Origin of the sequence: Thermomonas fusca (assembly GCF_005862345.1) — a bacterium.
Taxonomy (GTDB): Bacteria; Pseudomonadota; Gammaproteobacteria; order Xanthomonadales; family Xanthomonadaceae; genus Thermomonas; species Thermomonas fusca.
The window spans coordinates 482029-505871 of the sequence record NZ_SROY01000001.1; the positions used below are offsets into that span (position 1 = coordinate 482029).

General features: G+C 70.5%; 22 protein-coding genes. 7 read left to right on the forward strand and 15 right to left on the reverse strand.

Annotated features, from left to right (window positions below; genetic code table 11):
* Nucleotides 1-8: 8 nt before the first annotated feature.
* From E5S66_RS02160 to E5S66_RS02175, 4 genes are all read right to left on the reverse strand, one after another.
* A complete protein-coding gene (locus E5S66_RS02160; RefSeq protein WP_138347104.1) occupies nt 9-1325 on the reverse strand; it encodes an ABC transporter permease in 1317 nt (438 codons plus the stop codon).
* A gap of 12 nt (nt 1326-1337) precedes the next feature.
* On the reverse strand, nt 1338-2495 hold the full coding sequence (locus E5S66_RS02165) for an ABC transporter permease (protein WP_138347106.1): 1158 nt from the start codon (nt 2493-2495) through the stop codon (nt 1338-1340).
* 14 nt (nt 2496-2509) lie between these two features.
* Nucleotides 2510-3199, reverse strand: coding sequence for an ABC transporter ATP-binding protein (locus E5S66_RS02170; RefSeq protein WP_028839885.1), 690 nt, complete (start codon nt 3197-3199; stop codon nt 2510-2512).
* A gap of 68 nt (nt 3200-3267) precedes the next feature.
* A complete protein-coding gene (locus E5S66_RS02175; protein ID WP_138347108.1) occupies nt 3268-4518 on the reverse strand; it encodes an efflux RND transporter periplasmic adaptor subunit in 1251 nt (416 codons plus the stop codon).
* Between the two features lie 295 nt (nt 4519-4813).
* Here E5S66_RS02175 and E5S66_RS02180 point away from each other — a divergent pair, with 295 nt between their 5' ends.
* Genes E5S66_RS02180 through E5S66_RS02195 form a run of 4 tightly spaced genes read left to right on the forward strand, consistent with a single transcriptional unit; the run spans nt 4814 to nt 8394 of the window.
* Nucleotides 4814-5722: an ABC transporter ATP-binding protein gene (locus E5S66_RS02180; protein WP_138347110.1), complete on the forward strand. Its 909-nt coding sequence runs from the start codon at nt 4814-4816 to the stop codon at nt 5720-5722.
* Entirely contained in the window at nt 5722-6489 is a 768-nt protein-coding gene (locus E5S66_RS02185; RefSeq protein WP_138347111.1) for an ABC transporter permease, read from the forward strand. Before E5S66_RS02180 ends, E5S66_RS02185 begins: the two co-directional genes overlap by 1 nt.
* Nucleotides 6490-6538: 49 nt before the next feature.
* Nucleotides 6539-7741 (forward strand): sensor histidine kinase, encoded by a 1203-nt coding sequence (locus E5S66_RS02190; protein WP_171033443.1) that lies wholly within the window; start codon nt 6539-6541, stop codon nt 7739-7741.
* Nucleotides 7742-7791: 50 nt separating this feature from the next.
* Nucleotides 7792-8394 (forward strand): response regulator transcription factor, encoded by a 603-nt coding sequence (locus tag E5S66_RS02195; protein WP_138347113.1) that lies wholly within the window; start codon nt 7792-7794, stop codon nt 8392-8394.
* Nucleotides 8395-8401: 7 nt separating this feature from the next.
* Here the strand turns inward: E5S66_RS02195 and E5S66_RS02200 are convergent, their stop codons facing one another.
* The 11 genes from E5S66_RS02200 to E5S66_RS02250 all read right to left on the reverse strand — a co-directional run bounded on the left by E5S66_RS02200 (nt 8402) and on the right by E5S66_RS02250 (nt 19513).
* Nucleotides 8402-10984 carry an EAL domain-containing protein gene (locus E5S66_RS02200; RefSeq protein WP_171033444.1) on the reverse strand — a complete coding sequence of 861 codons (2583 nt, stop codon included), beginning with the start codon at nt 10982-10984 and terminating at the stop codon, nt 8402-8404.
* A 61-nt stretch (nt 10985-11045) separates the two neighbouring features.
* Nucleotides 11046-11600, reverse strand: coding sequence for a cytochrome b (locus tag E5S66_RS02205; RefSeq protein ID WP_138347116.1), 555 nt, complete (start codon nt 11598-11600; stop codon nt 11046-11048).
* Nucleotides 11597-12685 (reverse strand): catalase family peroxidase, encoded by a 1089-nt coding sequence (locus E5S66_RS02210; protein ID WP_138347118.1) that lies wholly within the window; start codon nt 12683-12685, stop codon nt 11597-11599. The genes E5S66_RS02205 and E5S66_RS02210 overlap by 4 nt, the downstream gene beginning before the upstream one ends.
* 125 nt (nt 12686-12810) lie before the next feature.
* A complete protein-coding gene (locus tag E5S66_RS02215; RefSeq protein ID WP_138347120.1) occupies nt 12811-14184 on the reverse strand; it encodes a leucyl aminopeptidase family protein in 1374 nt (457 codons plus the stop codon).
* Nucleotides 14181-14894, reverse strand: coding sequence for an HAD family hydrolase (locus tag E5S66_RS02220; RefSeq protein ID WP_138347122.1), 714 nt, complete (start codon nt 14892-14894; stop codon nt 14181-14183). Before E5S66_RS02220 ends, E5S66_RS02215 begins: the two co-directional genes overlap by 4 nt.
* 62 nt (nt 14895-14956) lie before the next feature.
* Entirely contained in the window at nt 14957-16075 is a 1119-nt protein-coding gene (locus E5S66_RS02225) for an AI-2E family transporter (protein ID WP_425472152.1), read from the reverse strand.
* Entirely contained in the window at nt 16072-16443 is a 372-nt protein-coding gene (locus E5S66_RS02230) for a hypothetical protein (RefSeq protein ID WP_138347124.1), read from the reverse strand. The genes E5S66_RS02225 and E5S66_RS02230 overlap by 4 nt, the downstream gene beginning before the upstream one ends.
* Before the next feature lie 10 nt (nt 16444-16453).
* Nucleotides 16454-17029 carry a phage holin family protein gene (locus E5S66_RS02235; protein ID WP_212745307.1) on the reverse strand — a complete coding sequence of 192 codons (576 nt, stop codon included), beginning with the start codon at nt 17027-17029 and terminating at the stop codon, nt 16454-16456.
* Between the two features lie 6 nt (nt 17030-17035).
* The gene (locus E5S66_RS02240) at nt 17036-17392 is read right to left on the reverse strand and encodes a hypothetical protein (protein WP_138347126.1); all 357 of its coding nucleotides are present in this window, start codon (nt 17390-17392) and stop codon (nt 17036-17038) included.
* A gap of 60 nt (nt 17393-17452) precedes the next feature.
* Complete coding sequence (locus tag E5S66_RS02245) at nt 17453-18883, reverse strand: Do family serine endopeptidase (RefSeq protein WP_138347127.1); 1431 nt, start codon at nt 18881-18883, stop codon at nt 17453-17455.
* A gap of 198 nt (nt 18884-19081) precedes the next feature.
* Nucleotides 19082-19513: a hypothetical protein gene (locus E5S66_RS02250; RefSeq protein ID WP_138347129.1), complete on the reverse strand. Its 432-nt coding sequence runs from the start codon at nt 19511-19513 to the stop codon at nt 19082-19084.
* A 232-nt stretch (nt 19514-19745) separates the two neighbouring features.
* On the opposite strand from E5S66_RS02250, the gene E5S66_RS02255 reads away from it, so the two are divergent.
* The 3 genes from E5S66_RS02255 (at nt 19746) to E5S66_RS02265 (ending at nt 23777) form a co-directional block, all read left to right on the forward strand.
* Nucleotides 19746-20699 (forward strand): winged helix-turn-helix domain-containing protein, encoded by a 954-nt coding sequence (locus tag E5S66_RS02255; RefSeq protein ID WP_171033445.1) that lies wholly within the window; start codon nt 19746-19748, stop codon nt 20697-20699.
* Between the two features lie 212 nt (nt 20700-20911).
* The gene (locus tag E5S66_RS02260) at nt 20912-23062 is read left to right on the forward strand and encodes an adenosylcobalamin-dependent ribonucleoside-diphosphate reductase (RefSeq protein WP_138347132.1); all 2151 of its coding nucleotides are present in this window, start codon (nt 20912-20914) and stop codon (nt 23060-23062) included.
* 109 nt (nt 23063-23171) lie between these two features.
* Nucleotides 23172-23777, forward strand: coding sequence for a hypothetical protein (locus E5S66_RS02265; protein WP_138347133.1), 606 nt, complete (start codon nt 23172-23174; stop codon nt 23775-23777).
* Nucleotides 23778-23843: the final 66 nt, after the last annotated feature.

Sequence of the window (23843 nt, forward strand, 5' to 3'; positions counted from 1 at the left end):
CGCCGCACTCAGGCCGAGCGCAATGCCTCGGTGACCGGCAGCCGCGCCGCGCGCAGCGCCGGGAACAGCCCGCCCACCAGGCCGATCCCCAGCGCCCACTTCAGCCCGGTCCACGCCAGCGTGGGGCTGACCTTGAACTGGAACACCACCTGGCTGAAGTTCTGCCCCAGCGTGCTGACCGTGTAGCCGTTGAACACCGCCCATGCGATGGCCGCGCCCAGCACCCCGCCCAGCAGCGCCAGCAGCATGGTTTCCAGCATCACCGCGGTGACCACCGGCACGCTGCGGAAGCCCAGCGCGCGCAGCGTGGCGATCTCGCGGGCGCGTCCGGCCACCGCCGCATACATGCTGTTGAGCGCGCCGAACACCGCGCCGATCGCCATGATCGCGCCGATCACCGAGCCGAGGATGCGGATCAGCTTGGTCAGCCCTTCCGACTGCTTGCCGTAGTAGTTGCGGGTGGTATCCACGTCCAGCTTCAGCCGCGGGTCGCCAGCCAGCGCGGCCTTGAGCTGCTTGAAGCCGGCCTTGCCGTCCAGCTTCACCGTCATCGACTGGAACGCGCTGCGCTGGTAGGCCGGGCCCAGCACGTCGGCGTCGGTCCACAGCTCGGATTCGTGCGAATCCTTCGACTCGAACACGCCCACCACCGTCCACATCTGGTTGGCCAGCTTCAGCTGCTTGCCGACCTCCAGCCCGCGGAACTGCCGCTGCGCGCCCTTGCCGATCACGATCTCGCGCAAGCCCGGGTTGAACCTGCGGCCTTCGACGATCTTCAGCTGCGGGCGGATCGCCCAGCCGGCCGGCCCGACGCCGCGGAACTGCACGTTGGCGTCGGTGCCGTCGGCCATGGTCGGCAGGTTGACCACCTGCGACAGCTCCGGCGAGGCCAGCGGCTTGCCATCCTTGCCGCGGGCGATGCCGGGCAGCGCCGACACCAGCGGCGCCTGGTCGCGGGTGATGACCGAGTTGGTCTCGGCCTGCGAGCCGGCGCGCAGCAGGATCGCGGTGTCGTCACCGCCGGTCTTGTCGAGCGTGGCCTTGAAGCCTTCGCCCATCGCCAGCATCGCCACCAGCACGCCGACCACGCCGGCAATGCCGATGACAATGACGCTGGAGGCGCCCCAGCGCTGCGGCAGCCCGGCCAGGCCGATCTTCGTGGCCTCGCGCGCCAGCCTGCCGCTGCGGGTGGTGTACAGCCACAGCGCGATGGCGGCGGCGATCGCCAGTACCGCGAACCAGGGCAGCGCGATCCACAGCGCCAGCCCGAGGGCCAGAAGCAGCACGGTGGCGAAGCTGGCGAGAAAACCCTTGAGTCGTTTCATGTCGTGATCCCGTTATCGACCGGCCAGCGCATCGACGATGTTCAACCGCATGCCGCGCAGCGCCGGCAGCAGCCCCACCAGCAGGCCGATGCCGAGCATCAGCGCCAGCCCCGTGCCCCAGGTCTGCGCCAGCAGGCCCGGCAGCTGCACCATCCCGCCGCTGGCGGCGCCCACCGCCGGCACGATGGCGGCGGCCAGGCCCATGCCCAGCAGCCCGCCCAGCACCACCAGCAGCACGGATTCGCCCAGCACCAGCCACAGCACGCTGCGGTTGGAGAAGCCGATGGTCTTCAGCACCGCCAGCTCCGGGATGCGCTCGCGCACCGCCTGCGCCATGGTGTTGCCGGTCAGCAGCAGCAGGGTGAAGAACACCGCGCCCATGATCGCGGTGACGATCAGGCCGATGTCGGCGAACTGCTTGGCGAAGCTCTGGTTGAACGCGGCCTCGCTCTGGGTCTTGGTCTCGTGGTCGGAGTTCTCGCTGAGCCGGTCGACGGCCTTGGCCACGCGGTCGGCGGCATCGGCGCCGGCCGGCTCCACGATCCACCAGCCCACCCGGCCTTTCACGTAGTCGTTGGCTTCGTCGAAGTACTTCCAGTGGAAGAACATCGCCTGTTCCTGGCCCTTCAGCTTGGGGTCGTCGATGCGGTAGATCCCGCGCAGGGTGAACGACCAATCGTTGCTGCCCTTGGTCGGGAAGATGGTCGCCTGCAGCGGAATGGTGTCGCCCACCTTCCAGCCGAAGCGGTCGGCCAGCGCCTTGCCCACCACCGCGCCGCGACGGTCGGCCAGCCACGCCCGCTTCTGTGCGGGCGAGAGCTTGAACTCCGGATACAGGTCCAGGTACTCCGGGCTGACGCTGAAGTTGGCGAAGAAGTTCTTCGGGTCGCGGTAGATGCCGCCGAACCAGGCGGCAAAGGCGGCACCCTTCACTCCCGGCACCGCGCGGATCTGTGCGTCCAGGCTGTACGGCAGCATCTGCGTGATCGACAGCCGCGACATCGTCACCATGCGATTGGCGCCGGCCACGCTGCCGCCGGAGTTGAAGGCGACGCGCACCGAATCCAGCATCCCGAACAGCAGGAACGCCGCCACCACCGACAGCAGGGTGAGCAGGGTGCGGGTCTTGCTGCGCGAGAGCGCGGCCCAGACGAGATGGAGGTATTTCATGGCGGGGCTCCGGCTCAGGCCTGCACGGTCTGCTCGACCAGGTTGCCCTTGTCGAGGTGCAGCGTATGCGTGGCGTACTCGGCGGCCTTGGGATCGTGGGTGACCATCACGATGGTCTTGCCGTGCTCGCGGTTGAGCGTCTGCAGCAGGCCCAGGATCTCCTCGGCCGAGGCGCGGTCCAGGTCGCCGGTGGGTTCGTCGCAGATCAGCAGGGTGGGATCGGAGACGATCGCGCGGGCGATCGCCACGCGCTGCTGCTGGCCGCCGGAGAGTTCGTTCGGGCGATGCTTGCCGCGATCCTTCAGGCCCACCAGTTCCAGCGCGATGGCGGCGTTCTGGCGCCGCTGCGCGGCCGACAGCCGGGTCAGCAGCAGCGGCAGCTCGACGTTCTTCTGCGCGGTCAACGTGGGCATCAGGTTGTAGAACTGGAACACGAAGCCGACGTTGTTGCTGCGCCACTGCGCCAGCTGGCCGGAACCCATCTTCTCGATGTGCTGGCCGGCAACTTCAATGCTGCCGGCGCTGGGCGAATCCAGCCCGCCGATCAGGTTGAGCAGCGTGGTCTTGCCGGAGCCGGACGGCCCCATCAGCGCCACGAAGTCGCCGCGGGCGATGTCGAGGTCGATGCCGCGCAGCACGTCCACGGTTTCCGGGCCGCGCTGGTAGGTCTTGTGCAGGTTGCGGGTGCTGACGAGGGTGGACATCGAGCGGTTCTCCGGTTGTCGGTTGCGCTGGTCCCGCGTCTGCGGGAGCGACAGCACTTGGCATTCGTTTATTCGTTGCTGGCTTCGGCAGGCGCCACCGTCACCCGCGCGCCGTCGGCCAGCGTTTCCGGCGGGTCCAGCACCACCTGCTCGCCGCCGGCCAGGCCGGCCAGCACCTCGCGGTCCTCGCCGAGGGTGCGGCCCAGGGTCAGCTTGCGCAGGGTGGCCATGCCGCCGTTGACCACGAAGGCCACGTCCTTGTCGCCGCGCTGGGCGATGGCGGCGGCGGGCACCAGCACCCCGGGCTTGGCATCGGCCTGCGCGGGCTTGGCGTCCTCCAGGAAACCGACCCGCGCGCCCATGTCCGGCACGATCCGCGGATCGCCCTTGGCGTCCAGTCCCACCCGCACCTTGACCGTCGCCTTGCCGCGGTCTGCGGCGGGAATGATGGCGATCACCCGGCCGGGAATCTTCCAGTCCTGGTAGGCGTTGAGGATGGTCTCGGTGGCCATGCCCGGCTTGACCCGCCCGATGAAGGCCTCGCCCACCTCGACTTCCACTTCCAGCGAATCCATGTCGACGATGGTGCCGATGCCGGTACGGGTGAAGCCGCCGCCGGCCGACAGCGGCGAGACGATCTCGCCCGGCTGCGCCGACTTGGCGATCACCACCCCGGCGAACGGCGCGCGCACGATGGTGTTGTCCACCCCGTTGTCGGCGATGCGCAGGCCGTCGCGCGCCACCTGCGCGTTGCGCCGGGTGGTGGCCAGCTGCGCGCGCAGGGCATCGCGCGTGGCCACCGCCTGTTCGAACTGCGCGCGCGACACCAGCTTCTGCGCCGCCAGCGCGGACAGCCGCGCGGCATTGGCTTCGGCTTCCTTCAGCTGCGCCTGCACGCTGCCGATCTGGCTTTGCGAGGCAGCCAGCTGCGATGCCGACAGCGCGCGCTGGGCATCGGCATCGACCGGGTCCAGCCGCGCCAGCACCTGGCCTTCCTCCACCTTCTGGCCTTCCTCGATCAGCACCTCGCGCACCCGGCCGGTGACCTTGGCCGAGACCGTGGCCATGCGCCGCGCCACCACGTAGCCGGTGGCATCTAGCACCGATGCGTTGCCGGCGCCAGCGCCACCGATCGCGGTGGCCTCGGCCACGCTGACTTCGACGCCCTTGCCGCCGCGCAGGGCGAACGCACCGACCACCGCCAGCACCACCACGCCGGCGGCGGCCAGCCCGATCCACAGTCCCTTGCGCGAGGACGGCGGGGGCGGCGCGCTGCGGTCGATCTTCAGGGAATTGAGCAGGTCGGCGGAAGTAGTCATGGGCACGGGAGGGGAAGGGAATGGGTGGCGGACGGACGCGGCACGGCCGCAGTCAAATCCAGGCCGCCACCTTCATGCATGCGATCTATGGTGTCAAGTTTCCTTTACAGCCGGTTTGTCCGCCGGTGCCGGGCCTGCCGCCAGGACTCTGACGCGTCGATCCAGCGAAGCGCAGGCTACCGGCAGCGGCGGCGACGGTCAGGTGATGGTTGTCATGTGATTCGGCTGACGGCTGCGGATGTCACGCGCCGCGGCGACGACGGAGCATGCCGCCATCGAACACGGAGGAATCCCGATGCCGGATGGACAAGCGGTGGTGGCGCGGTTGCGCGGCGCGAGCAAGCGCTACGGCGGCACGCAGGCGCTGGACGGACTGGACCTGTCGCTGCACGCGGGCCAGGTGACGTCGTTGCTGGGTGCCAACGGCGCCGGCAAGAGCACCGCGGTGAACCTGCTGCTGGGGCTGCTGGCGGCGGACGCGGGCGAGGTGTCGGTGTTCGGCCGCCCGCCGAGTTCGCGCGCGGCGCGGCTGGGCACCGGCGCGATGCTGCAGAGCGCCGGCATTCCCGACCGCCTGCGCGTGGGCGAAGTGCTGGCGCTGGTGCGCAGCTACTACCGCGACCCGCGCAGCGTGGCCGACTGCGTGGCGCTGGCGGGACTGGACGGGCTGCTGGAGCGCCCGTACCGGCACCTGTCCGGCGGCCAGCAGCGGCGCGTCCAGTTCGCCCTGGCGATCTGCGGACGCCCGCGCCTGCTGTGCCTGGACGAACCGACCACCGGCCTCGACATCGAGGCGCGGCAGGGCATCTGGCGCGCGGTCCGCGAACTGGTCGCCGGCGGCAGCGCGGTGCTGCTGACCACGCACTATCTGGAGGAGGCCGAAGCGCTGGCCGACCATGTCGCGGTGATCGACCGTGGCCGCATGCTGGCGCAGGGCAGCGTGGCGGCGATCCGCGCGCACGTGGCGCAGCGGCGCATCCGCTGCGTGTCGGTGCTGGATGCCGACGCGGTGGCGCGCTGGCCGGGCGTGCGCCAGGCCGAACGCGACGGCGAACTGCTGCGCATCGTCGCCGACGTCGCCGAACCGGTGGTGCGCCGCCTGCTGGCCGCCGACGACCGCCTGCACGACCTCGAGGTGCAGCGCGCCGGCCTGGCCGATGCCTTCCTCGAACTCACCCGCACCCCGCAACAGGAGGCCGCGTGATGGCTGCCGTGCTCCCCACCCTGCATCGCGCCGCGCTGCGCAGCTACCTGCTGGAAGCGCGCTGCGAATGCCTGCGCATGCTGCGCGACCCCGGCTTCTGCATCCCGGTCACCGGCTTCCCGCTGATGTTCTATGTGCTGTTCGCAGTGGTGTTGAACAGGCAGCACAGCGCGGCGACCGCGCAGTACCTGCTGGCCACCTACGGCGCCTTCGGCGTGGCCGGTGCCGGCCTGTTCGGCTTCGGCGTCACCATCGCGCTGGACCGCGAGCGCGGCTTCCTGCGGCTCAAGCGCGTGCTGCCCACCCCGCCCGGCGCGATGCTGCTGGCGCGGATGGCGATGGCGATGCTGTTTGCCGCACTGATCTCGCTGCTGATGGCGCTGCTGGCCGCGCTGGTGGCGGGAGTGTCGCTGGCGCCGTTGCAGTGGCTGGCGCTGCTGGCGGTGAACGTGACCGGGGTGCTGCCGTTTGCCGCCATCGGCCTGTACGTGGGCACGCGGATGAGCGGCAGCGCCGCACCGGCGCTGCTCAACGGGCTGTACCTGCCAATGTCGTTCCTGTCCGGGCTGTGGCTGCCGCTGTCGATGTTGCCGCCGTTGCTGGCCAAGCTGGCGGTGGTCTGGCCGGCCTACCACCTGGGGCAGCTGGCGCTGAAGGTGGTCGGCTTCGACGCCGGCCAGCCGCTCTGGCTGCATCTGCTGGCGCTGGCGGGCTTCACCACGGTGTTCTTCGCACTGGCCCAGCGCCGATTGTCGGCGCCGGAATGAAGCCGGCGCGACGTGCCATGATCCGCGCACCGCGTCCACGGAGCCGCCCATGAAGTTCGCCCTGCCCGTGCGCTGGCTGCGGCCGACGCCCGATTCGCTGGTCGCGCAGGACATGCGCCTGGGCCGCGCGGCGTGGACCCACCACATCCACCTGGTGTGGACGATCTGGGTGTTCATCACCCCGGCGTTCTCCGGCGGCGCCTACGGCTACACGTGGCGCTGGCTGCTGCTGACCCTGCTGTCGTTCCCGCTGTTCCTGCTGCTGTTCCACGTCAGCGTGACCGCGTCCGAACGCCGCGCCCAGCTGGCCGCGCTGGGCATGCTGGCGCTGTGCTTCGCGCTGCTGCCCTGGTATCCATCGGGGCTCAGCTACTTCGTGTTCGGCTGCGTGATGCTGCAGCCGCGGTGCAGGGGTTCGCTGCTGCGCTACATCGTCTGGCTCGCGGCCTGCAATGCCGCGCTGATCGTCTACGCGCGCTATATCGGTTATCCATGGGTGTCGCTGGTGTGGATGCCGGCGGTCACCGCGATCATCGGCGTCATCACCCTGGTGGAGCGGATCAACCGCCAGCGCGACGCCGCGCTCAAGCTCTCGCACGAGGAAGTGCGCCGTCTGGCGGCGCTGGCCGAACGCGAGCGCATCGGCCGCGACCTGCACGACCTGCTGGGCCACACCCTGTCGATGGTGGCGCTGAAGTCGGACCTCGCCGGCCGCCTGCTGGCGCGCGATCCGGCCGCGGCGCAGGCCGAGATCGCCGCGGTCAGCCGGGTCGCGCGCGAGGCGCTGACGCAGGTACGCGGCGCGGTCAGCGGCATCCGCGCGGCCGGCATCGCCGCCGAGCTGGCTTCGGCCAAACTGCTGCTGGAAACCGACGGCGTGACTTTCGAGTACCGCCTCGACGACGGCTTTTCCGGCGCCGGCCTGCCCGCCGCGGTGGAATCCGCGCTGGCGATGACGGTGCGCGAGGCCGCCACCAACATCCAGCGCCATGCGCGCGCGCGGCATGCGCAGGTGCACTTCGGCGTGGAGGCGGGCGAAGCGGTGCTGCGGGTCGAGGATGACGGCCGCGGCGGCGCACTGGTGCCGGGCAATGGCCTGGCCGGCATGCGCGAACGCATCGAGGCGCTGCGCGGGCGCCTGCGCGTCGACGCCGGCGCCGGGCAGGGCACCTGCATCGAAGCGCGGGTGCCGCTGGCCGCCAACGACGACCTGCCCGCAACGCCAGCGTCTGCCGGCGCGGCCCCCGCCTAGCCGCGCTTGCCGGACCAGTCGCGCGGCGCGATCTGTTAACGTCCCGCGCCATGATCCGAGTCCTGCTGGCTGAAGACCAAGCCCTGCTGCGCGGCGCGCTGGCCGCGCTGCTGGGCATGGAGTCCGATATCGAAGTGGTGGCCGCCGCCGCCGACGGCGAGTCGGCCTGGCGCGAACTGCAGCGGCTCAAGCCCGACGTGCTGCTGACCGACATCGAGATGCCCGGCCTGACCGGGCTGGAACTGGCGCAGCGGATCCAGCGCCACGCGCTGCCGGTGCAGGTGGTGGTCATCACCACCTTCGCCCGCGCCGGCTTCCTGCGTCGCGCGCTGGATGCCGGGGTGCGCGGCTACCTGCTCAAGGACGCGCCTGCCGAACAGCTGGCCGAGGCGCTGCGCCAGGTCCAACGCGGCGGCCGCGCCATCGACCCGCAGCTGGCGCTGGAAGCCTGGGGCGAAGCCGACCCGCTCAGCGACCGCGAACGCCAGGCGCTGCGGCTGGCCGGCGAAGGCCTGTCCGCCGGCGAGATCGCGCAGCGGCTGAACCTCTCGCACGGCACCGTGCGCAACTACCTGTCCGAGGCGATCGGCAAGCTCGGCGTCGGCAACCGCATCGAGGCCTACCGGCTCGCGCGCCAGAAAGGCTGGCTGTAGCCGCCACTCAGGCGCGGCGCGGTTGCCGCCGGTGCGCGGTGACCCACGCCACCAGCGCCTCCGGCGGCAGCGCGCGCGCGTAGTGGAAACCCTGCGCCAGGGTGCAGCCGCCATCCCGCAGGAACGCCGCCTCATGCGCCTGCTCCACGCCTTCCGCCAGTGTCTCCAGGCCCAGGTTGCGGCCCAGCGCGATCACCGTGCGGCAGATCTCCTCGTCACCGGGGTCATTGCCGATGCCGCTGACGAAGGCGCGGTCGATCTTCAGCCGGGTCAGCGGCAGCCGCCGCAGGTAAGCGAGGCTGGAATAGCCGGTGCCGAAATCGTCGATCGCCAGCCGCACGCCCTGCGCCTTCAGCGCCTGCAGCACCACGATGGCGTGCTCGGGATCGCGCATCAGTACCGATTCGGTGATCTCCAGCTCCAACCGGTCCGCGGCGATCCCGGTGGCGGCCAGGATCGCCGCCACCTGCGCCGGCAGGCGGTCTGCGTCAAGCTGCTGCACGGAACAGTTGACCGACATCCCGGCCACGCCCAGGCCCGCCTCGTCCCAGGCGCGCAGCTGTCGGCAGGCTTCCAGCAGCACCCATTGGCCGATCTCCTCGATCTGCCCGGTCTCCTCCGCCACCGGGATGAACTGCGCGGGCGGGATCATTCCCAGCTCCGGGTGTTCCCAGCGCAGCAGCGCTTCCACCCCGGCCAGCGCGCCGCTGCGCAGGTCCAGTTGCGGCTGGTAGTGCAGGCGGAACTGCTGCCGCGGCAGCGCCATGCGCAGGCCGGTTTCCAGCGCCAGCCGCTGCGCCGCGCCGGTGGACAGCGCCGGCTGGAACAACTGGCGGCGGCCGGTGCCCAGACGCTTGGCTTCGTAAAGCGCCAGCTCGGCGTGGCGCAGCAGGGTGTCGGCATCGTCGCCGTTGGCGGGGGCCAGCGCGATGCCGACGCTGATGGTCAGCACGGTGGGCGAGGCGCCGCCCAGCAGCGGCCGGGTGAACGCGTCCGTCACGTCGAGCGCGAACGCATCGGCCTCGGCCTCGGCAGCGCCGGGCAGCACCGCGGCGAATTCGTCGCCTCCCAGCCGGGCCAGGAAGCCCTCGGCCGGCAGCCGCGCCTGCAGTCGCTGGGAGGCGGCGCGCAGGACCTGGTCGCCCAGTTCGTGGCCGAGGGTGTCGTTGACGCCGCGCAGGCGGTCCAGGTCCAGCACCACTACCGCGAAGCCCCGGCCGCCGCGGGCCGCATCCTCCAGGAACAGCCGCAGCAGGCGCCGGTTGGGCAGCCCGGTCAGGCTGTCGTGGTGGGCCAGGTGGCTGAGTTCGGCGGCGTGGGCCTTGGCCTCGGAGACATCGGTCCAGGTGGAGAGCGCGCGCAGCGGCTGGCCGGCCTCTGCGGGCAGCGCGCGCAGCGCTTCGTGCACGTGGTGGACGGTGCCGGCTTCATCGACTACGCGGTACTCGCGGGTCAGCGACGGGTGGCGGCGCAGGTGGTCGAGGGCGGGCTCCAGCGTGGGCAGGTCGTCGGGGTGCACGTGCTGCTTCCACCGGCCCGGGGCCAGCACTTCATCGGCGGGCACGCCGTACAGCCGCGGCACGTTCGGGCTGGCCCATTCCACCGCCAGCTCGCCGTCCTCTTCGCGCAGCAGGAACAGCGCCACCGGGCTGACCTCCAGCACCAGTTCCAACCGGTTGCGTGCCGCGGTGGCATCCACGGTCGCCGCGCGCACCCGCCAGCGCAGGACCAGGCTGAACACCAGCAGTGCCAGCACCAGCGCAGCCGCGGCGGCCACCGCAGCCGGCAGCCAGGGCGGCGTCACCGTCAGTGGCGGCGGCATCATCGCGTGGCGCATCGCGCGGAAGTAGACCGAGTCCGGCGCCTGCTGCCAGGCGCGCAGCCAGTGGTCGATGCGTGCCAGTACCGCCGCGTGGCGGCCACGCGGCGCAGCGAAGTACAGCGTCGCCGGGTTGAACAGGATCGCGGTTTCTTCCAGCCCGAAGTCCCGGCCCGAGCGGGCGCCGAAGAAGTTGTTGGCGACGGCCACGTCGGCGCGGCCGTCGTGCACCGCGCGGAAAGCTTCCCGGTAGCTGTCGGCCCCGACTGCGGTCCAGCGCACGCCCAGTTCCTGCAGCAGGTGGCGCAGTTCGCCTTCCTGCACGCTGTCGCGCAGCAGTGCTACCCGCAGCTCGGCCAGGTCGGGGAAAGCCCGCACCACCAGCCCATGATGCTTGTAGACCTGCGACCACGAATGCGCCACCGGCACCGTGTGGAAGTCGAACAGGCGGCCGCGCTCCGGCGTGTAGGCGACGTCGGGCATCAGGTCCAGCTGGCCGGCCTCCAGCTGCGCCAGGCAGTCCGCCCAGGTGCAGGGCACGTACTGCACGCGCCAGCCTTCCCGGCGCGCGATCTCGTCCAGCAACTCCACGAACAGCCCGGCAGGATGGCCGTCGCGATCGCGGTAGATCTTCGGCGCGTTCTCGTACAGGCCGACCCGCAGCGTCGGCGCGGCGCTGCCATCGTTGCCGCGTAGGAGGTGGACGCCCCACACCGCGATGGCGGTCAGCAGCAGTGCGAACAGGGTGAACCAGGCGGTGCGTTGGCGCATCGTCGCGATCCCGGAGGGCATGGCCGCAGGATAGCGTGCCAATCCGCCAATGCAGCGCGAGTCAGTCGGCGCCGGGAGGCGGAAGCGGCCGCCCGCCCGCCATCGCCTCGAACACGCCGTCGCGGCGGACCCACGCGTGGTGCAGCGCCGCCGCCAGATGGCCCAGCACCGAGGCCAGCAGCACCCACGCCAGCAGGCCGTGGGCATCGCGCAGCCACGCGTACAGCAGCGGATCGCGCGGCGCGATTGCCGGCAGCTGTACCGCCCCCGGCAGCAGCACCACGTTGCCGGCGGCGGAAGTCAGCGCCCAGCCCAGCAGCGGCAGCGCCAGCATCAGCGCGTACAGCAGCAGGTGCGAGGCGCGTGCGGCTGCGGCCTGCCAGCGCGGCAGGTCGGCCGGCAGCGCCGGCGGCGGATGGCAGCGGCGCACCCACAGGCGGAGCAGCACCAGCACCAGCAGGGCCAGCCCCAGCGGGCGATGCAACGCGATCAGGGGCGGCCGCAGGGTCAGCGAGGCCATCATCGCCACGCCGACCAGCAGCTGGGCCAGCAGCAGCAATGCCATCAGCCAGTGCAGCAGGCGGGCGAGCGGGACGAAGCGCGCTGCCGGGCTCATCGCGGGCCTCCCTGGCCGGTCGCTTCCGGTGCCTGGCCACGGGCGATCTCGCGCTCGCGGCGGTTGAACGACTGCGCGTACACCGCCGACCGTGCCGCGAGGATCGGATCGCCGGAGCGCTCGATGCCGGGCGGCAGCACGGTGGGATCGAAGTTGACGTCGCGGCAGGCGCCTTGTGCCTGCGGCGCCATCGTGTCCAGCCACAGCGTGCCGAGCGTGCGGGTGGGCCGAGACGCCGGCCACGGCTGCGAAGGATCATCCAGCGCATCGCCGGGCGCGGGCAGCGTGGCCACCAGATCCCAGGCGATCGGGCCGGCTGCCAGCCGACGGGCGAAATCCGCGGCCAGATAGTCCGGGGTGGCCGCGGCGCGCGCGGCGGCATCCATCGCCACCAGCGGTGCGCGCGGCCGCAGTGACCAGCGCAGCGGCTGGCGGCGGCCGTCGGGCGCGACGAAGAAGAACGTGTGGATGCCGTTGTAGGTGGTGTTGGCCCAGCTGTCCGGCCACGGCGCGCTGGCCGCCCAGTCGCGGAAGGCGCGCGCGCTGGGGTATTTCGCCAGCACCGCGGCCATCCGCGTCGGGTCCGGCTTGCCGGTGGCGGGGGCCGGGATCTGCGCGCGGGTCTGTTCGAGGAAGGCCTCGGCGCTGGGCAGGGCGAAGAACGGGAAACTGTTCATCGCCAGCCGCCAGTCCGCGCCGTCGTCACTGCGCAGCTGCAGGGCGAGGCTGCGCACCCGTGCGCCGGCTTCGGCGCCGTGCGGATCGCCGCCGCCGATCGACAGCCGGCCCAGTACCGGCACGCGCCCCTGTGCGAACACCCGCGCCGACGACAGCGCGGTGCCCTCCGCCGTGCCTTCGAACCAGCCGCCGACGCAGACGCCGCGGCTGTGCGCGCGGCGGTAGCCGGGATGCGGGCCGCCGGCTGCCTCGATCGCGCCGATCAGGGTGCGCGCGGTCGGCGCTGCATCGCCCAGCCGTCCGGCGGCGTACAGGAAGCCGATGCCGGCCCCGGCGACCACCGCGGCGATGGCGGCCAGCGGCACGAGCGGCAGGCGTTTGCGGGGCGTGGCAGGGGGTGTGGACATCTGGGCTCCGGAACGTCGCACGTCCTACGCAGCGAACGCCGGAACGGATGCATGCCGCACGCCGACGGCACGGCAGCGGCGATCCGCCGACGCTTCGCGGCCGGCGATGCGATGGCGCCGAACGCTCAGCCCGCGGCGCGCGCCTTCAGCATCGCGTAGGCGGCGCGCAGGCCCTGCGCCTCGCCACCCGCCGGCTTGCCGGGGCGGTCGCCGTCATTCCATGCGTACACGTCCACGTGTCCCCAGCGCACGCCCTCGTCGACGAAGCGTTCCAGATACAGCGCCGCGGTGACGCTGCCGGCCATGGTGGTGTTGCTGCTGTTGGCGAGGTCGGCGATGCCGCTGGTGAGGTAGCGCAGGTAGGGGCGCCACAGCGGCATCCGCCACAGCGGGTCGCGTGCCTGCATGCCGGCGTTGAGCCAGTCGTTGGCCAGCGCCTCGTCGTTGCTGTACAGCGCCGGCAGGTCCGGGCCCAGCGCGATGCGCGCGGCGCCGGTCAGGGTGGCGAAGTCCAGCAGCAGGTCGGGTTGCAGTTCGCAGGCGTGGGTCAGCGCATCGCACAGCACCAGCCGGCCCTCGGCATCGGTGTTGTCGATTTCCACGCTCACGCCCTTGCGGGTGGCGATCACTTCGCCCGGGCGGAACGCATTCGGTCCCACCGCATTTTCCACCGCGGCCACCAGCAGGGTGATCCGCAGCGGCAGCTGGCGCGCCATCACCAGTTCGGCCAGCGCCAGCGCGTGCGCGGCGCCGCCCATGTCCTTCTTCATGTTGCGCATGCCGGCGGCGGCCTTGAGGTCCAGCCCGCCGGTGTCGAAGCACACGCCCTTGCCGCAGATCACGACGTGCGGATGCGACGCGTCGCCCCAGCGCAGTTCGATGATGCGCGGCGCGCGATGCGACGCGCGGCCCACCGCGTGGATGGCCGGGTAGTTCTGCACCAGCAGGTCATCGCCGGCAATGGTCGCGATGCTGGCGCCGTGTGCCTGCGCGATCGCGCGTGCTGTGGTTTCCAGTTCGTCCGGGCCCATGTGCTCGGTGGGCGTGTTGACCAGGTCGCGCACGCGCACGCAGGCGGCCAGCAGGTCGAAGGTTTCCGCATCGAACTCGCCGACCAGCCGGCTGCCGTTGACCGGCGCCTGCTTGTAGCGGCTGAAGCGGTACAGGCCCAGGCCCCAACCCAGCTGCAGGGCGCGGCGGGCATTGCCATCGGACTCGCCGTCCAGCTGCCAGTCGCCCGCCGGCAGCGCGCGCGGCGCGTGCGCCCACGCCAGCGGGTCGTGCGGGTCCTCGATGCCCAGCACCGCGCCGGCCACGCGGCCTTCACCATCCGCCCAGGCCTGCACGCTGCCGGCGCTGCCGTCGAAGCGTTGTGCCGCCAGCCAGGCCTGCACCGGCGCGGGCTGCGCCGCGCACCAGTCGGCGAACTCGGGCTTGCGCACGGCGTGCAGCGGCAGCGGGGCATCGGTGGTGGCGGTGAAGCCGGCGGGCAGGCTCATGCGGCGTTCTCGAACAGGGCGCCCGCGTCCAGCCAGTCGGCCAGCGCGGTCAGGGTGGGAATTTGCAGGTCGGCGCGCGCCAGCGGCTCCGGCCAGGCGTGGTCGCCGCGGTCGATCCAGCAGCTGCGCAGGCCGGCGTTGGCGGCGCCCGCCACGTCCATGTGCGGATGGTCGCCTACGTGCAGCACTTCGCCGGGGGCAACGCCCAGCCGGCGGCAGGCCTCATGGAACAGGCCGGCATCCGGCTTGGCCGCGCCGTATTCGCGCGCGCCCAGCTGGAAGCGGAAAAGGCTGCCAATGCCGATCGCCGCAAGGTCGGCGTTGCCGTTGGTCAGCGCGGCGATCGGCAGGTGCGCGGCAATGCGCTGCAGGCCGTCGTGCGCGTCGGGATAGAAGTCCACCCGGTTGCGCTCGTGGAAGAAGATCGCGTACGCCGCGCTGGCCAGCGCCGGGTCGTCGCCGCTCTCGTGCAGTGCACGTTCGATGGTCAGCCGGCGCAGCAGGCCGAGGTCGTGCGCATGCTCCGGGAACTCGCTGAAGACCCGCTCGCGCAGCGCGCGCATTTCGCCGATCGGGAAACGCTCGGCGGTGCGCGGGCTGTGCTCGGAGAACCAGGCGTGCAGGGCGGTTTCGATGCGGTCCCCGATCGGGGCGAACGGCCACAGGGTGTCGTCGAGATCGAGGGTGATGGCGCGGATGGGCAGGTTCACGCCGCCATTGTAGGCCGGCCAGTCAGGGCGCGCCCGGCGGCGCGTCCTGGCCTGTGGCCCGGCTATTCGAGCAGGCGCGCCCAGCCGTCCATGCCTTCCATCTTCGCCAGCATGATCTTCACGCAGACCAGCATCGGCACCGCCAGCAGCAGGCCGATGATTCCCCACAGCCAGCCGAACACCATCAGCGCCAGGATCAGCACCAGCGGCGACAGTGCCATCCGCCGACCCAGGATGATCGGGGTCACGATCTGTCCTTCCAGCGTGTGCAAGCCCAGGTAGATCGCTGCCGGCAGCAGCGCGCGCAGCGGCTCGTCGTAGCTGGAGAAGCCCATCAGCAGCATCACCACGATGCCGATCAGCGGGCCGACGTAGGGTGCGAAGTTGAGCAGCATCGCCATCGTGCCCCACAGCAGCGCCTCGTCCATTGGCATCTCGAGGAAGAACCACAGGCAGCCGGCGAAGGCCAGCCCCACCACCGCGTTGATCGCGCTGATGGTCAGCACGTAGCGGCTGATCTCGATCTCGATCGCGTGCAGGATCTCCACCGTCAGCTTCTTCTTCTGCCGGTCCGGCAGCAGCGCGATGGCGTGCCGCTGCAGGTCCTGGCCATAAACCATGAAGAAGAACGTCAGCAGCACCACTGCCAGCACCGAGGCCATCATCATCGGGGTGGCGGTGAGCGACTTGTACGGATCGTTGACCTCCGTGCGCACCACCTGCACCGGCTTGCTCGTGCTCTCGCCACCAGCCACGCGGGCGATGTTTTCGGCGGCGCGGTTGGCGTCCTGCACCGGCTTGGTCAGCTTCTGCAGCTTGGGCGTCAGGGTGCGCAGTTCGCGCGGCGCTTCGCGCACCCATTCGCTGGCCGGCTGCACCAGCTGCAGGCCCAGCAGCACGGTCAGCGCGATGCCGCTGCACAGCACCGCCAGCGCGGCCACGAAGCGCGGCACGTACAGGCGCTGCAAGAGCCGGATGATGGGGTTGCCGATCAACGCGAAGAACATCGCCAGCAGCACCGGCAGGATCAGGTCCTGGCTGGCCCACAGGGTGTAGGCGACCGCCAGCACCGCCAGTACCACCAGCGAAAGCGGCCCGCGCGGGCGCGGCGCAGGTGGCGCGGGTTCGCCTGCGGCGGGCGCCTCGGCGATCGTTGTCGCGGCATCGGCCGATGCGCTCACGGAATCGCCCCATAGCTGGGGGGGACAACGGGCGCGGGGGCAGGTGCCGGCGCGGGCGCAGGTGGGCCCTCTTGCACCTCCTCCTGCGCCGCTTGCGCGGTCTGCACGCCCGCCTGCAGTCCGGCCAGCAGCGGCGCCAGCGTGCGTAGCAGGGCCACCACGCCGTTGCCACTGCTCGCCAGCTGCGCAGGTTTGGCGCGGCCAGCCACGAAGCCGGCGGCAAGCCCCACGATGACAATCCGGCCGGGCGTCCACGCCGCGCGCCAGCTGGCGGCCAAGTGGCGCCAACGGCCCACGGCTTCGCGTTCGCGGGCTTCCAGCGTCTCTTCCGCCTGTTTGACCTTGGTGAGTAGCGCGTCGAATCCCATCGCGGTTCCCTTAGGGCGGTGTCACGTCGATGCCGAGGCCCTTTTTCGGCGGCGTGCCGGTCTGCGCTTCAACCTCCGCCACCTTTTTCGCGGCAGCCTCGCTGGACTGCGCGCCACCCGCATCGGGCATGAAGTCGGCCAGTTCGCCCACGCCCAGCCGGGCCAGCTGGCGACGCGTGGCTTTCAGGCGGGTGTGCTCGAAGTAGCGCATTGCCCCGAAACCCGCGGCGGCGGTGGCCACCACGCTCAGCGCAGCGGCAACCAGCAATCCCACCAGCCACGAAAGTCCGGCGGCCACCAACGCCGCCACCAGCGCGGCCATCAGAAGCAGCCAAGCGGAGGCGCCAAAGGCGATCGCGATGCCGGTGAAGGCCAACGTGCGGCCGAACGCGCTGCGCGCCAGCGAGACATCGGCGGCCACCAGGATGCGCAGCGCCTTGGCCGCGTCGGCAGCCGCCTTCAGTCCCTCCCGGCCTTCGTCACGCAGCCCGCGCAGGGTTTCTTCGATGCCGGGCGCGGCCTGCGCCGATGCATCGTCCGGTGCGCCCCGCGGCGTGTCCTGCGGGGCGTCCTCGTTGGCATGCATGGGTGCTTACTTGTCGCTGCGGCCAAGCCTGGAAATGATCCAGCCGGCGGCGAAGGCCGCGCCGAACGCCACCAGCGGGCGCTCGCGGATCAGCTCGGCGGCGCTGTCCAGCAGGTCGCGGCCCTTGTCCATCAGCGCGCCGGCCTGTTCGCCTGCGGCCGCGCCCAGATGCTCGGCGGCGCCAAGCCCGGACAGCGCGCCATCGGCGAGTTCCGCCTTGATCTGCGCCTTGCCCAGCCGCAGTTCGTCACCGGCCACGGCCGCCGCGTTGCGGACCGCACCGCCGCCAGCACTGGCCGCCTGCTTCAGGTGCGCGCCGGCCTCGCCCAGGCCGCTCTTGACCGCATCGGTGTGTTCGCTCATTGACGCATCCTCGAGTGGGAGTGGGAAAGGGCAGTGTCGCACCGATGCGTGACGGCCGCGTCAGCGCATCGGCACGTTGTAGGCGCGGCCGTTGCGGAGCACCTGCAGCACCAGCTGGTCGCTGCCGCGCGACAGGCTGGCGCGGAAACCGGTGAGGTCGCTGAAGTCGCCGCTGCTGGCGGTCAGGACCACGTCGCCGGGCTGCAGGTAGTTCTGCTGTGCGCGGCTGCCGCGTTCCACTTTCTCCACCAGCACCCCGGCCAGGCCCTGCCGGCGCAGCGACTCGGGCAGCTCGGCGAAGCTGGCGCCGGCCAGGCGCGCATCCAGCTGGCTGCCATCCAGCGCCTTCGGCGCTTCGCGCAGCCCGCTGGTGATCTTCAGCGGCTTGCCCTCGCGCAGCAGGTCCAGCGTGATCTTCGCATCCGGCGCCTGCAGGCCCTGGAAATTGCGCAGCGCCTCGGCGTTGTCCACCGGCTGGCCGTTGGCCGCCACCACCACGTCGCCGATCTTCAGGCCCGCCGCGCCGCCGGCCGAGCCGGGATAGACGCGGGTGACCACCGCGCCGCGCGCCTCGGCCAGGCCCAGGCCCTTGGCGATGCGTGCGTCCACGTCCTGGGTGTCGATGCCCAGAGTGCCGCGGCGGACCACGCCGCCGGCCAGCAGCTGGTCCTTGATCCGGCTGGCCAGGTTGGACGGAATGGCGAAGCCCAGGCCGATGTTCCCCGCCATCGAACCGCGCGGGTTGAAGCTGGCGGTGTTGATGCCGACCAGCTCGCCGTTGAGGTTGACCAGCGCGCCACCGGAATTGCCGGGATTGATGCTGGCGTCGGTCTGGATGAAGTTCTGGTAGCCCGCGCCGGGCAGGTTGTTGCGGCCCACCGCCGAGACAATCCCGCTGGTCACGGTCTGGCCGACGCCGAAGGGATTGCCGATGGCGACCACGAAGTCGCCGATCTGCAGCTGGTCGCTGTTCGCCACGGGAATGGCGGTCAGGTTCTGCGCCGGGATGCGCATCAGCGCGATGTCGGTGTCGGCGTCGTTGCCGACGAACTCGGCCTTCAGCGTGCGTCCGTCGGCCAGTGTCACCTGCACCTCGTCGGCGTCCTCGACCACGTGGTTGTTGGTCAGCACCAGCCCGCGCTGGGCATCGATGATCACGCCCGAACCCAGCGACTGCGCAATGCGCTCGGCCGGGATGCCGAAGATGCGGCGGAACACCGGGTCGTCGCCGAACGGCGTGTTCACCCGCACCCGCTGTTTGGTGTTCACGCTGACCACCGCCGGCAGCACCTTCTTCAGCATCGGCGCCAGCGACGGCAGCGGCGTGCCGTTGACGGCGGTCGGCAACGCGGCGGTCGCCGGCACCGCCGCGCTTGCGGTCGGGGCGGCGCTGGCCGGCTGCTCCAGCATCAGGTTGAGGCCGGTGGCGGCGAAACCGCCGAATGCGGCGGCGGCGGTCAGGGCAAACAGGGTCTTGGTGGCAGTCTTCATGCGGCGATACGTGGGGAGGGCATGGCAACGTTACAAGTATTGCCGACTCTCGCCCTGCATCGCGCAATCGCGGCTGAAGCAGGGGCGTGGATGCCGCGGTGATTCGTGAAAAGAATGTTCAAAACAAGGCTGGCGGCCGGGAACTGCGATGGCTGCACGCGGGCGGCGCATCGCAGCCCGATCCGCCTGGGGCATGGCTCACGGATTGACGGCCACCCGCTCGAGCGTGCTGCTGTTCGGCGCGCGGCCGGCCATGCGGTTGGCCTCCTCGATCACCGCGGGCGAGTACAGCTGGATCGAATGGCCCCTGGACCATGCGTTGTAACGATCCGATCCCAGCGCTTCGGCGAAGCGCTTGCCGGTTTTCTGCTGCCAACCGAACTGGTAGCGCGCATTGCGGGCGACGGTGGTTTCGATCATCCGCACATCCCGCGGCCTGACGCCGGTTTCCAGCGCCAGCAGCTGGTCGGCCTGGTGGCCGCGGAAGACCTTCTGCGGCGCCTGGGCAACGGCGCGAACCGCCTTCAGGGTGGTGCCGTCCTGCGGCTCGCCGCCGGCGGCGAAAGCGGAGCCCGACAGCAGGGTGGCAGCCAGCACGGCGGACGGGACGATGAAGTTGCGAACGTTCATTGCGGTTTCCTCGATGGGGTTGGATACCGGGCGGTGCCCGGCGCCGACAGCCTCCCGCGGCGTCGCGCCGGGGTCTTGAGGGAAACCGCAGGCTGCGCCGATGTTTTCGCGGGGTTTGTTGGGGAATGCTTGGGCCGGGCTTGGGGCGCGCTTGAGCGGGTTCCGACGGATTGCAGTCCGGCTTTCGGGTACCAGTCCGTTACAGATTGCGAGCGTCCCCCCGGGAGCGTCCTTGGACTTGCCCGCGCCCGACAACCTGGTGTTCGACGACGTCGTCATCGACTTCGCTGGCAGACGGCTGCTGCGCGCGGGGATGGCGCAGGCGCTGGAGCCCAAGGCGTTCGCGGTGCTGGCCCTGCTGGGCAGCGCGCCCGGCCATGTGTTCACCCGCGACGAGATCCTCGATGTGGTCTGGGGCCACCGCCACGTCACCCCGGGCGTGCTCAACCGGGTGATGACCATGCTGCGCAAAGCGCTGGGCGAAGACGCGCAGTCGCCGCGCTACCTGCATACCGTGCACGGCGTCGGCTATCGCTTCGACCTGCCGGCCGCGGCCGGCCCGCCGCTGGCTGCCGTGGTCGCGCCCGAGCCCGTGTCCGTGTCCGTGCCCGCATCCTTGCCCGCACCCGCGTCGCCGGCGCCGGTGCCGGCGGGGCAGCATCTGCGTCGGCGCGCTGGCGATGCGTTGCCGGCGGTGCGCCCCATTCCCACCCCGCTGCCGCGCCGTCGCGCCAGCGATTGGCGGCGCTCGCGGCGCCCCGGCTGGCTTGCGTGGATCGCGCTGTTGCTGGCCGCTGCAGGCGCTGCCGGCTGGGCGCTGTGGCCGCGCCTGCCGCCGCCGCCCGCGCCTGGCCCGGTCGCGCCGGCGATCGATGCGCGCAGCATCGCGGTGCTGCCGCTGGCCAATGCCAGCGACGACCAGGAGCCGCAGTTCCGCGCCGACGGCATCAGCGACAACCTGATCAATGCGTTGCCCGCCTCCTGCAGCGCAGCATCGCTTGCGCATTCAGTTCCACGCCGGGAAACCCGCCGCATCGCGTGGAACCCGCACCGCCGGAGGGTGTCAGCGAATGCAAGCGGTTGGCGGCAAATTTTGGCGTTGACTTGGGCCGGGGCCGTGGCTATGGTCTTGCCGGCTGGGCCACTAGATCTAGTGGTTCGTGATTGCAGGAAAACCCAAGGCTAGTGGCGCAGGGGGCGCCGCCGGATAGGGGAACGACGTCGGCAGGGGAGCGGCGCGTGACGAAGCAAGGACCGGCGGCAACGCCATCACATTGAAGAAACGGCAGGCTGCGCGCACCGCGCGGCCTGCATTGCCGCCCCCGACGGATGCCGGGCGCGGGCATGGGCAACGGATTCGCGGCAGCGGGTCCATCATGGACAGGAGAGTCGATCAGCATGAGCACGGCGAGGCTTGAGGCAGTGACCACGGACGCAAATCAGGACATCCCGATGCAGCCGGCGTCGGTGGACATCTGGGACAAGAAGTACCGCCTGAAGACCAAGCAGGGGGCGCCGCTGGATGCCGACATCGACGGCACCTACAGGCGCGTCGCCAAGGCGCTGGCCGAAGCCGAGCCCACCGCCGAGCTGCAGCAGTACTGGCAGGAGCGCTTCACCTGGGCGCTGCGTCGTGGCGCCATCCCGGCCGGCCGCATCACTTCCAACGCCGGCGCGCAGGAACACAAGCCCGCCACCTCGACGATCAACTGCACCGTCTCCGGCACCATTGAAGACTCGATGGACGGCATCCTGGACAAGGTCCACGAAGCCGGCCTGACCCTGAAGGCCGGCTGCGGCATCGGCTACGAGTTCAGCACGCTGCGCCCGCGCGGCGCGTTCGTGGCCGGCGCCGGCGCGTACACGTCGGGGCCGATGTCGTTCATGGATATCTACGACAAGATGTGCTTCACCGTGTCCAGCGCCGGCGGCCGCCGCGGCGCGCAGATGGGCACGTTCGACGTGTCGCACCCGGACGTGAAGGACTTCATCCGCGCCAAGCGCGAGGACGGCCGGCTGCGCCAGTTCAACCTGTCCCTGCTGATCACCGACGGCTTCATGCAGGCGGTGGAGAACGATGCCGACTGGCCGCTGGTGTTCCCGGTGAACATCAAGGAAAAGGGCGAGATCGACCTGGACAATCCGGAGCAGGTGGTCTGGCGCGAGTGGCCGACCCACCGCAACTACATCGCCCGCGAGGACGGGCTGGTGGCCTGCAAGATCTACGGCCACATCCGCGCCCGCCACCTGTGGGACATGATCATGGTCTCGACGTATGACTACGCCGAGCCGGGGTTCATCCTGATCGACAAGGTCAACGAGATGAACAACAACTGGTGGTGCGAGACCATCCGCGCCACCAATCCCTGCGGCGAGCAGCCGCTGCCGCCCTACGGCGCCTGCCTGCTGGGTTCGGTCAACCTGACCAAGTTCGTCAAGCATCCCTTCACCGACCAGGCCACGTTCGACTGGGAGGAATACAAGGAAGTGGTGCGCGTTTTCACCCGCATGCTGGACAACGTGGTGGAGGTCAACGGCCTGCCGTTGCAGCAGCAGCGCGACGAGATCATGCGCAAGCGCCGCCACGGCATGGGTTTCCTGGGCCTGGGCAGCACCATGACCATGCTGCAGATGAAGTACGGCAGCAAGGCCTCGTGCGAGTTCACCGAGCGCATCGCCCGCGACATGGCGGTGGCCGGCTGGGAAACCGGCCTGGCGCTGGCCCAGGAAAAGGGCCCGGCGCCGATCATGGACGAGACCTTCGACGTCACCGCCGAGATGCTGCGCAAGCGTCCGGAGATGAAGAAGGACGGCTGGAAGATCGGCCAGAAGATCGCCGGCAAGGCCCTGCACGCGCGCTATTCGCGCTACATGCAGAAGGTCGCCGAGGTGGCGCCGGAGCTGGTGGCGGCGCTGGCCGAAACCGGCGCCCGCTTCACCCACCACAGCTCCATCGCGCCCACCGGCACCATCTCGCTGTCGCTGGCCAACAACGCCTCCAACGGCATCGAGCCGTCGTTCGCCCACCACTACAGCCGCAACGTGATCCGCGAAGGCAAGAAGTCGAAGGAAAAGGTCGACGTGTTCTCGTTCGAGCTGCTGGCCTACCGCGAGCTGGTCAACCCGAAGGCGATGCCCTATGCCGAGGACGCAGCCGCCAAGCTGCCCGACTACTTCATCGCTGCCGATGACATCAGCCCGAAGGAGCACGTGGACGTGCAGGCCGCGGCGCAGAAGTGGGTGGACAGCTCCATCTCCAAGACCGCGAACGTCCCTACCGACTACCCGTACGAGGACTTCAAGGACATCTACCGCTACGCCTACCAGCAGGGCCTGAAGGGTTGCACCACCTTCCGCTTCAACCCCGCCGCCTTCCAGGGCGTGCTGGTGAAGGAAGCCGACCTGGAGAACACCACCTATCGCTTCGAGCTGGAAGACGGCAGCGTGGTGGAAGTGAAGGGCAACGAGCAGATCGAATACGACGGCGAGATGCACACCGCGGCCAACCTCTTCGATGCGCTCAAGGAAGGGTATTACGGCAAGTTCTGAGTCATCGGCCAACGACGCGCGCTGCATCCTCGCCACAATCACTGCACGCGCGCGCGGCCGGGTATAGGATCGCGCTGTTGTACCCACCAACCCACGCCCCGGAGGGCACATGAGCAATGGAGATGGAGTGACGGCGACGCTGTCGGATGCCGTTGAAACTGCGAAAGAGAAGGTTGTCGAAGTCGGCGGCGCGGTCGCCAGCACCGCCAGCGCCACCGTGGCCAAGGCGAAGAAAGCCGCCAAGTCCGCGGAGAAGAAAGTGAAGACCGAAGTGGCCAAGGTGAAGAAGGCGGTCAGCAAGACCGTCGCCGGGGCCAAGAAGAAGCTCGAGACCGCCAGCAAGGACGCCAAGAAGGAAGTGGCGAGCCTGAAGAAGAAGGTCGCCGGCAAGAAGGTCGCGGCGAAGAAGGCCGCGAAGAAAGCGGTAGCCAAGAAGCCGGCGGCGAAGAAAGCCGCGGCCAAGAAGGCGCCCGCCAAGAAAGCCGTCGCCAAGAAGGCGCCTGCCAAGAAGGCTGCAACCAAGAAGGCTGCAACCAAGAAGGCAGTCGCCAGGAAGCCGGCGGCGAAGAAGGCCGTAGCCAAGAAGGCGGTGGCCAAGAAGGCCGTGGCCAAGAAGGCACCCGCCAAGAAGGCACCCGCCAAGAAGGCGGCTGTCAAAAAGGCACCGGCGAAAAAAGCAGTGAAGAAAGCGGCCAAGAAGACCGCCCGGAAGTAAGCCTGTCCCTGCGCCCGCCCGGCACGCCGGGCGCGGCGCGCATCCCGCACGCAACGCACGCAGACA

Coding starts and splice junctions, on each gene's coding strand:
- E5S66_RS02180 (WP_138347110.1), top strand. CDS start 4,814: ATGCCGGATGGACAAGCGGTGGTGGCGCGGTTGCGCGGCGCGAGCAAG.
- E5S66_RS02160 (WP_138347104.1), bottom strand. CDS start 1,325: ATGAAACGACTCAAGGGTTTTCTCGCCAGCTTCGCCACCGTGCTGCTT.
- E5S66_RS02170 (WP_028839885.1), bottom strand. CDS start 3,199: ATGTCCACCCTCGTCAGCACCCGCAACCTGCACAAGACCTACCAGCGC.
- E5S66_RS02240 (WP_138347126.1), bottom strand. CDS start 17,392: ATGAGCGAACACACCGATGCGGTCAAGAGCGGCCTGGGCGAGGCCGGC.
- E5S66_RS02265 (WP_138347133.1), top strand. CDS start 23,172: ATGAGCAATGGAGATGGAGTGACGGCGACGCTGTCGGATGCCGTTGAA.
- E5S66_RS02190 (WP_171033443.1), top strand. CDS start 6,539: ATGAAGTTCGCCCTGCCCGTGCGCTGGCTGCGGCCGACGCCCGATTCG.
- E5S66_RS02200 (WP_171033444.1), bottom strand. CDS start 10,984: ATGCGCCAACGCACCGCCTGGTTCACCCTGTTCGCACTGCTGCTGACC.
- E5S66_RS02185 (WP_138347111.1), top strand. CDS start 5,722: ATGGCTGCCGTGCTCCCCACCCTGCATCGCGCCGCGCTGCGCAGCTAC.
- E5S66_RS02175 (WP_138347108.1), bottom strand. CDS start 4,518: ATGACTACTTCCGCCGACCTGCTCAATTCCCTGAAGATCGACCGCAGC.
- E5S66_RS02250 (WP_138347129.1), bottom strand. CDS start 19,513: ATGAACGTTCGCAACTTCATCGTCCCGTCCGCCGTGCTGGCTGCCACC.
- E5S66_RS02165 (WP_138347106.1), bottom strand. CDS start 2,495: ATGAAATACCTCCATCTCGTCTGGGCCGCGCTCTCGCGCAGCAAGACC.
- E5S66_RS02235 (WP_212745307.1), bottom strand. CDS start 17,029: ATGCATGCCAACGAGGACGCCCCGCAGGACACGCCGCGGGGCGCACCG.
- E5S66_RS02245 (WP_138347127.1), bottom strand. CDS start 18,883: ATGAAGACTGCCACCAAGACCCTGTTTGCCCTGACCGCCGCCGCCGCA.
- E5S66_RS02215 (WP_138347120.1), bottom strand. CDS start 14,184: ATGAGCCTGCCCGCCGGCTTCACCGCCACCACCGATGCCCCGCTGCCG.
- E5S66_RS02230 (WP_138347124.1), bottom strand. CDS start 16,443: ATGGGATTCGACGCGCTACTCACCAAGGTCAAACAGGCGGAAGAGACG.
- E5S66_RS02210 (WP_138347118.1), bottom strand. CDS start 12,685: ATGTCCACACCCCCTGCCACGCCCCGCAAACGCCTGCCGCTCGTGCCG.
- E5S66_RS02260 (WP_138347132.1), top strand. CDS start 20,912: ATGAGCACGGCGAGGCTTGAGGCAGTGACCACGGACGCAAATCAGGAC.
- E5S66_RS02195 (WP_138347113.1), top strand. CDS start 7,792: ATGATCCGAGTCCTGCTGGCTGAAGACCAAGCCCTGCTGCGCGGCGCG.
- E5S66_RS02205 (WP_138347116.1), bottom strand. CDS start 11,600: ATGAGCCCGGCAGCGCGCTTCGTCCCGCTCGCCCGCCTGCTGCACTGG.